The organism is Paenibacillus tritici (assembly GCF_013204885.1).
GTDB lineage: Bacteria > Bacillota > Bacilli > Paenibacillales > Paenibacillaceae > Paenibacillus_AQ > Paenibacillus_AQ tritici.
In genome coordinates this window covers 52,350-60,031 of the sequence record NZ_JABMKX010000029.1, presented here as the reverse complement: position 1 = coordinate 60,031, position 7,682 = coordinate 52,350, and the positions used below count along the sequence as shown (strand labels likewise).

At 50.2% G+C, this 7,682-nt stretch carries 7 protein-coding genes; 5 read left to right on the top strand and 2 right to left on the bottom strand.

The window, feature by feature from the left end:
• Nucleotides 1-204: 204 nt before the first annotated feature.
• Nucleotides 205-747 (top strand): transposase, encoded by a 543-nt coding sequence (locus HQN87_RS30770; protein ID WP_216857517.1) that lies wholly within the window; start codon nucleotides 205-207, stop codon nucleotides 745-747.
• 278 nt (nucleotides 748-1,025) lie between these two features.
• Here HQN87_RS30770 and HQN87_RS30765 read toward each other — a convergent pair whose 3' ends face one another.
• Together HQN87_RS30765 and HQN87_RS30760 are read right to left on the bottom strand one after the other, a co-directional pair.
• Nucleotides 1,026-1,184, bottom strand: a complete 159-nt coding sequence (locus HQN87_RS30765; RefSeq protein ID WP_036725695.1) for a hypothetical protein — start codon at nucleotides 1,182-1,184, stop codon at nucleotides 1,026-1,028.
• 142 nt (nucleotides 1,185-1,326) lie between these two features.
• On the bottom strand, nucleotides 1,327-2,286 hold the full coding sequence (locus HQN87_RS30760; RefSeq protein WP_173140940.1) for an ArsR/SmtB family transcription factor: 960 nt from the start codon (nucleotides 2,284-2,286) through the stop codon (nucleotides 1,327-1,329).
• A 462-nt stretch (nucleotides 2,287-2,748) separates the two neighbouring features.
• On the opposite strand from HQN87_RS30760, the gene HQN87_RS30755 reads away from it, so the two are divergent.
• The 4 genes from HQN87_RS30755 to HQN87_RS30740 all read left to right on the top strand — a co-directional run bounded on the left by HQN87_RS30755 (nucleotide 2,749) and on the right by HQN87_RS30740 (nucleotide 6,995).
• Nucleotides 2,749-4,146 carry an ABC transporter substrate-binding protein gene (locus HQN87_RS30755; protein WP_173140938.1) on the top strand — a complete coding sequence of 466 codons (1,398 nt, stop codon included), beginning with the start codon at nucleotides 2,749-2,751 and terminating at the stop codon, nucleotides 4,144-4,146.
• A 106-nt stretch (nucleotides 4,147-4,252) separates the two neighbouring features.
• A complete protein-coding gene (locus HQN87_RS30750) occupies nucleotides 4,253-5,143 on the top strand; it encodes a carbohydrate ABC transporter permease (protein ID WP_173140935.1) in 891 nt (296 codons plus the stop codon).
• Between the two features lie 24 nt (nucleotides 5,144-5,167).
• Nucleotides 5,168-6,004, top strand: a complete 837-nt coding sequence (locus HQN87_RS30745) for a carbohydrate ABC transporter permease (protein WP_216857515.1) — start codon at nucleotides 5,168-5,170, stop codon at nucleotides 6,002-6,004.
• A gap of 28 nt (nucleotides 6,005-6,032) precedes the next feature.
• Nucleotides 6,033-6,995: a glycoside hydrolase family 43 protein gene (locus tag HQN87_RS30740; RefSeq protein ID WP_173140933.1), complete on the top strand. Its 963-nt coding sequence runs from the start codon at nucleotides 6,033-6,035 to the stop codon at nucleotides 6,993-6,995.
• Nucleotides 6,996-7,682: the final 687 nt, after the last annotated feature.

The following is a 7,682-nucleotide window of genomic DNA, read 5'->3' as shown; positions in this document are numbered from 1 at the left end:
TTATGTCCGATCTATATGGGGTTTCGGGACGGGGCCTGCTCCAGAAGATCATGGACGGCGAGGTCGTAGACGAAGTGACCGTTAAAAACCTGGTCAAAACCCGTTTAAAAAAGAAAGTTCCGCAGTTGCTAGGGCGCGCTCAATGGCAAGTTGCGCCGTCATCATCGGGAGATGATTCGAGACCACTGGGACCACTTGGTCTATTTGGAGAAACGGATCACGGAACTGGAAGCTCGAATCGAGGCGAAGGCAGAACCGTACCTGGAGGTGATTGAACAAATTGACTCCATTCCAGGAATTGAGCGGACGTCTGCCGTGACCATCTTTGCCGAAGTGGGGCCGCATGTCGCGGAAATGTTCCCGAGTGATGCGCAGTTTGCTTCATGGGCGGGGGTGTGTCCAGGGAACAACGAAAGCGCTGGAAAGCGAAGAAAGTCAAAAACGATGCAAGGGAACAAGCATCTGAAAGGGGCCTTGTGTCAGGCGGCTTGGGCGAACTCTCGCTCCTCGAACCGGATCGGCCAATTCTTTCGACGAATACGTAAGAGACGGGGAGATAAAAAAGCAAACGTCGCCACCGCACATTTGCTGATTCGAATCCTCCATGCCCTGATGCGGGAGAAAAGGTTATACCAAGAAATAGACGTCTCACTAGGCGATGAGACGTCCAAGAAAAACCCGTTGGATCGGTACGTGCAATATATCCAGCAGTTAGGATATAGCGTGCAATTAAATCCTATCCAATAGTCTCTCCTTTTTCAAAAAAAACGAAACGTTATTTTGGGGCGGTGGGTCTTTTTTTGTCAAAATCCAGTCTGCGGCGCATTTTCCGATACTTTTATTTTCGTATTAAACTGAACACAATGAGACCGGGAGCGCCACGTAGGCTGAATGTAATCGAAAAACCGAACACAATGGGACTGGGGGCACCGCGTAAGCAGGCAGGTGTGAAGCCGTTCCTGTTTAAATGACATAGCAAACCAGCCCGTATCTGAAAGATACGGACCGGCCATCTTCCAAGCTGCTTACCTGTGTTCGAACAAGTCGATGGTGCCGAGTACAATATGCGCCAGACCAAATCCAAGAATGCCAGTTGCAGCGATCTTATATCTGCTCCCCAGAAAAGCTGCACTCGAAGCAGTTACAACGGTCCCCAGTACGGCGGGTATCATCCCTTCACGCATTCGAAACACTCCCTCACGGTAGTTTGAAAGACATTCGTTAGTGTGGGTTACAGAAGGGACAATTATACTTCGAGTTTATGTCAGCGGCGGCAGGGAAGCGGCTGACAGTTAAAACGGTCAATCGGCTGTCAGTTCTAAACGTTCAATCTGCCGCCCCCGCCGTGGTCACACGGCCGGCCGGATCTTCAACCTCATGTACATTGTAGAGCACGCGCGCCAGCAGATCCTGGCTGTAATTGCCGAAATGCTTGCCGTAGATCGTCAAGCCGCGCTTGTTCACCGGTTTGTCGGTGACGGCAATGCGGAAGGTCAGCTCGCTTTTGTAATCCAGCTTGATGTCGTCAAGGGTAATGTCGGAGATCCGGCAGCCGTCAATGAAGCTGCCCTCCTTATTGATCCGGATCAGCTTCAGCATTCCATACTGGTTAAGGTGGGGAGGCCACCAGTCGGGATTGAAGGTGCCGCGCGCATCGCCGAAGTCCCCGGGGCTGGTCCAGAAGCCGATCTCGATTCCGTTCACATAGAAGTACAGATCAGAAGGATAATTGTCGTTGAATCCTGGAGCCTCGGAGCCAATCTCCATGGAGAACTGAATCTCCCGGAAGGTCTGGTTGGCTTTGAGATAGTTAGGGATACGGTACTCCAGGAAGCCTTCCGCCATCCAGATAATCTCGGAATCAATCCGCTGGGGATCGGCGAAATAACGCGGCTCGTCGAAGTCGCCGATGATGCTGTCCTTGGTGGCCAGTCCGCAGGTGGGAACCGCCTGATAATTGCTGTAATGGCCTACCTGAATCTCGACCTCGTACAGATTGTCAACATCCTTGCTCCGCAGATCCACCATCAGCTTATCCTTGTTCAGGTAGCAGACCTTCTGAATTCCGTGCTTGCCTACTGCGGTATTAATCTCGATTAAGCCGCTCTCCTCCAGCTTCTTGATATGCATCGTAATAGCCCCATTGCTGAGATTCAGCTTCTTGGCAATTTCGTTGAGATTAAGGGCCTGATTAGTCGCCAGCAGCTCAAGAATCTGGATGCGGATCTCGGAGCTGAGCGCCTTGAAGATATCAATCCCGCTCATCAGATCTTTGATATAAATCATATTTAGGGTACCTTCTTCCAGTGAGGTCATTAGAAAAGAAACTATTTTACAAAATTATAAACTAATCAATCCTAAAAGGAAAGCATTCAGCCTTTATTTGTAGAATTCGATTAAATTTAAGCTAAAAATATAGTATAAGGACTATTTACTTTATAATAATATAAATTAATATTGTGTAAAAAGGTCAATAATCAATGATTTTTTTCAGAAATAAGATCAAATTCTACCTTTAGTTTGTATATTTTTAAATAGATTTATACTTTTATGTTTACAGGGTTCTTTATATATGCTATTTTATACCTGTAAGCGAATACATTCAATTGTTTTTCAATCATTCAATTAAAGTGTGAAATATATTGCTTGAAAGCGGTAGCTTGAACTAACAGGCCTCAGCGGGGTTTCTTGGTTCTTCTATATAGCATGTACATTCTAATGGTTGAGCAAATCCTAGGAGGGGTTACAGTGTTAAAGAAAAAGGGCTGGTTCACACTGCTGTCGTTGGTTCTGATGGTATCGGTTGTACTTACAGGCTGCGGCGGGAACAACAAAACATCGTCCGGAGGCAATAGCGGAGGCGAAGCCACGGCAAATGCCGGGAAGAAGGATTCCAAGGAGACCAAGAATCTTACCTTCATGTTCCGCGGAGGAACCGACGAGCAGAAGGCCTATGAAGGCGTTGTGAAGAAATTTGAAGCCGACCATCCGAACGTCAAGGTGAAGATTGTCGTGACTGCGGCAGATCAATATGCTACCAAGCTGAAGGCCTCTATTACAGGCAACAGCGTGCCGGATGTCTTCTATTTTGAATCCGGTGACTTGAAGGCCTATGTGAACAGCGGCGTGCTGCTCGATCTTACCAGCCATGTAGAGAATAATCCTAACATCGACTTGAACAACATCTGGAAATATGGCGTGGATCTGTACCGTTATGACGGCACCATGGCCGGACAAGGTAATCTGTACGGAATGCCCAAGGACGTAGGCCCATTCGCACTCGGCTATAACAAGACCATGTTCGAAGCTGCGGGTGTACCTCTGCCGGACAAAGACAAACCGTATACCTGGGATGAATTCATCAAAGTCGCCCAGCAGCTGACCATTGATAAAGACGGGGACGGCAAGCTGGACCAATTCGGCGCAGGCTTCAACGTGCAGTGGGCATTGCCTTCCTTAGTCTGGAGCAACGGCGCGGACTGGCTGGATGCTACCAAGACCAAGGTCACCATTGATGATCCGAAGTTCATCGAAGCCCTGCAATTCTTCACCGACATGCAGCTTAAATACGGGATTACACCATCCACGGAACAAGCGCAGACTCTGGATACCTACCAGCGCTGGATGAAAGGCGAAATGGCCTTCTTCCCTGTGGGCCCGTGGGATATGAGCACTTATGAGACTCTGCCGTTTGATTATGATCTGATTCCGTATCCTGCAGGCTCCACCGGCAAATCGGCTACATGGACCGGCTCACTCGGGATCGGTGCTTCTGCCAAAACCAAACACCCGGACGAGGCCGTAGAGCTGATCAACTATCTGACCGCCTCCAAGGACGGGATGGAAGCGCTTGTGAAGGCAAAAGTGCAAATTCCTAACCTGATTGACATGGCTACAGAATGGGCCGCAGATACAAGCACCAAACCGGCTAACAAAGAAGAATTCCTGCAGGTAGTGAATGAGTACGGACGCGTGCTGCCTGGCCATTATACGTACAATGCGGAATGGTATAACCTGTTCTACACCGACATCCAGCCGGTCCTTGACGGCAAAGTTACCCCGGAAGAGTATGTGAAATCGGAACAGCCGAAGATGCAGAAGCTGCTGGACAAAGCGGTAGAGCAAGAGGCGAAATCCAAGAAATAAGCGCTATCACATAGTACTTATCCAGCATTAAAGTGATGTTTGGTCTCCTGTAACAGCGGACCGGCATCACTTTGTTGCTGAACTATCCGAATTTGAGGTGATTCTTATGAATGCTAAGTCCAATCTCTACCGCAAGGAGAAAATCTACGGATTTCTGTTTATCCTGCCTCCGCTGCTGGGATTGTTGATTTTTACACTATACCCGATGATTTACTCCATCTATGGCTCATTTACGGATTGGGATGGACTCGGACAGATGAATGTGATCGGGCTGAGCAATTTCGCGGATCTTTGGTCAGATGAGCTGTTCCACAAAGCCTTATTCAATACCTTGTTCATGATGCTGGGCATTCCTATCGGCATTACGCTGGCACTGCTGCTCGCCCTGGGCCTTAACCGGGGGGTGCCCGGGACTACGGCCTTCCGGGTGATCTATTATGTTCCGGTTATATCTTCACTGGCAGCAGTATCCATTATGTGGAACTGGGCCTATAACGGTGACTACGGTCTCGTCAACCAGTTCCTCGATCTGTTCGGCATCAGCGGACCGAACTGGATGGCGAATAAATATACGGTCAAGCCTGCGCTGATTATTATGGCGGTATGGAAGGGACTCGGCTATACGATGCTGCTCTATTTGGCGGCGCTGCAAAGTGTCTCCCGCTCCTATTATGAAGCGGCAGAGCTGGATGGGGCGAACGGCTTCCAGTCCTTCCGGCATATTACCTGGCCGATGGTGCGCCCCGTAACCTTTTTCATCATCGTTACCAATATTATTGGAGGATCACAAATCTTCACCGAGATGAACATCATGACCCCGACAGGCGGTCCGGAATATGCTTCGGCATCCGTAGTATTCTACATTTGGCAGAAGGCGTTCGGCAATTTCCAGATGGGTTATGCTTCCGCAATGGCGGTATTCCTCGGCGTGTTCATATTTGTCGTGACTCTTATCCAATTCCGAATGAACGAGAAGCAATCGTTCGATGTCGATTAACTGAAGAGGAAGGAGACCATAACTATGACGAGCAGAAGAAGAATTACCCATACCATTATATTTGTCCTACTATCCATAGGCGCGGTGTTCATGATCGGCCCGCTGCTCTGGATGCTGTCCACCTCATTCAAGGATAAGCAGGATGTGTTTGCCCTGCCTCCGGTGTGGATTCCGAATCCGTTCCATTTCGATAAATACAGTGAGATTTGGGAGGCGGGTCCGCTGCTGAGCGGGATCAGGAACAGCTTGATTATCGCAGTGACAGTAACGATTGTAGGGACATTCACCTCCAGTCTGGCGGCGTTTTCCTTTTCCAAATTGCGGTTTCCCGGTAAAAACAAGATCTTCCTGCTGATGCTGTCTTCGCTGATGATCCCGTATCCGGCGGTCATGATTCCGCAATTCTTCATGTTCTCCAAGCTGGGCTGGATTGACACCCTGCTGCCGCTGATCGTTCCGGGCCTGTTCGGGAATATCGTGATGATCTTCTTCCTGCGGCAGTACCTGAGCAGTGTGCCGAATGCTATTATTGAAGCGGCCAAAATCGACGGAAGCTCGTATTTCCGCCTGTACAGCTCGATCACCTTCCCGCTGATCAAACCGGCAGTAGCTGCACAGCTGATCCTGTGGTTCATGGGAATCTGGAATGACTACCTGTCTCCGATTATCTACCTGAATTCACCGGAGAAGCAGACCCTTCAGCTGGTAATCGCCAACTTCAATGCAACCTATGCGATCCAGACGGACTATCCGCTAATTATGGCAGCTTCAATTATTGCCCTGCTGCCGATGCTGATCATCTTCCTGGTATTCCAGAAGCAAATTATTGAATCTGTAGCCATCTCGGGCGTAAAGGGATAACAGATATAAGACCAAAGGAGAAACCATAATGAATACAAATAGAGAGTACAATAACCCCCTAGTAGAACAGCGTGCAGACCCTTGGGTATACAAGCACTCAGACGGTTATTACTATTACACAGCTTCCGTGCCGGAATACGACCGGATTGAGGTACGCAGAGCTGCAACGCTTGAAGGGCTGAGAGAAGCAACACCAGTCGTAGTCTGGCGCAAATACGAGAGCGGCCCGCTCAGCGCCAATATCTGGGCTCCCGAAATTCATTACATCGACGGTAAATGGTATATTTACTTCGCGGCCGCCCGGACCACGGAAACGAAGGAGGGGCTGTTCGACCACCGCATGTTCGCCCTGGAGAATACTTCGGCGAATCCGCTGGAGGGCGAGTGGGTGGAGAAGGGGCAGGTGAGAACGGCCTGGGAATCCTTTGCACTGGATGCGACCTCGTTTGAACATAAGGGAGTACAATATTATGTATGGGCGCAAAAAGACCCCGGTATCGACGGGAACTCCAACCTCTATATCTCAGCCATGGAGAACGGCTGGACGCTGAAGGGTCCGCAGACGATGATCTCTACCCCGGAGTATCCGTGGGAGATTATCGGCTTCAAGGTGAATGAAGGTGCTGCGGTGTTGAAGCGGAACGGCCGGATCTTCATGAGCTTCTCGGCAAGCGCCACCGACCACAATTATTGTATGGGGCTGCTCACCGCATCGGAGGACAGTGATCTGCTGGACGCGGCCTCCTGGACCAAGCATCCTGAGCCGGTCTTCAAGACCAGTGAAGAGAACGGGCAATACGGTCCGGGACATAACAGCTTCACGGTAGATGAGAACGGTGAGGATGTGCTGATCTACCATGCCCGGAGTTATAAGGAAATTACCGGAGATCCGCTCTATGACCCGAACCGCCACACCCGTGCCCAGCGCCTGCGGTGGAACGGGGACGGGACTCCTGATTTCGGGGTGCCGGTGAAGGACGGCGGGGAGTAGGCTGGCGGGGGGAGTACAGACCTGGGGGAAAGAGAGCGGGATGCAGCGTGCCGGGTCACATGCTCCGGCGCTATGACGCCCGAGCCCGACTAGTACAGCGTCAGATTTAAAAAGGTGAGTGGGCGCGATGAGGCCTGAAGGACTATAAAAGTGAAGTCATTGGACCAGATGTATGCGAAAAATCGAACACAATTGGACTGGGTGCACCGCGTAGGCCAAATGTAATCGAAAAACCGAACACAATTGGACTGGGAGCGCCGGGTAGGCCGAATGTAAACGAAAAACCGAACACAATTGGACTGTGAGCGCCACGTAGGCCGAATGTAAACGAAAAACCGAACACAATGGGACTGGGAGCGCCACGTAGGCCGAATGTAATCGAAAAACCGAACACAATTGGATTGGGAGCGCTGCGTAGGCCGTGCGTTTATCGCAGTGCCAGACGTATTTTCACAGAAAAACCGTGCACATTATGCTGGCGCGAAGGTAATTGGGTCAATGTATGCGAAAAACCGAACACAATAGTAGGTGGTTCGATCTTACTGATTCAATCTACTGTATAAATTCTGATGCTCTACTAGTAGCCCTCTGTGAACCCTACAGTGTCTCCCCGTGACCGACAATACCCGCCGTGAACTGACCCGCCGCAACGCCGAAGATCCCGCAACCCTATCAGGGGAGCGGGAT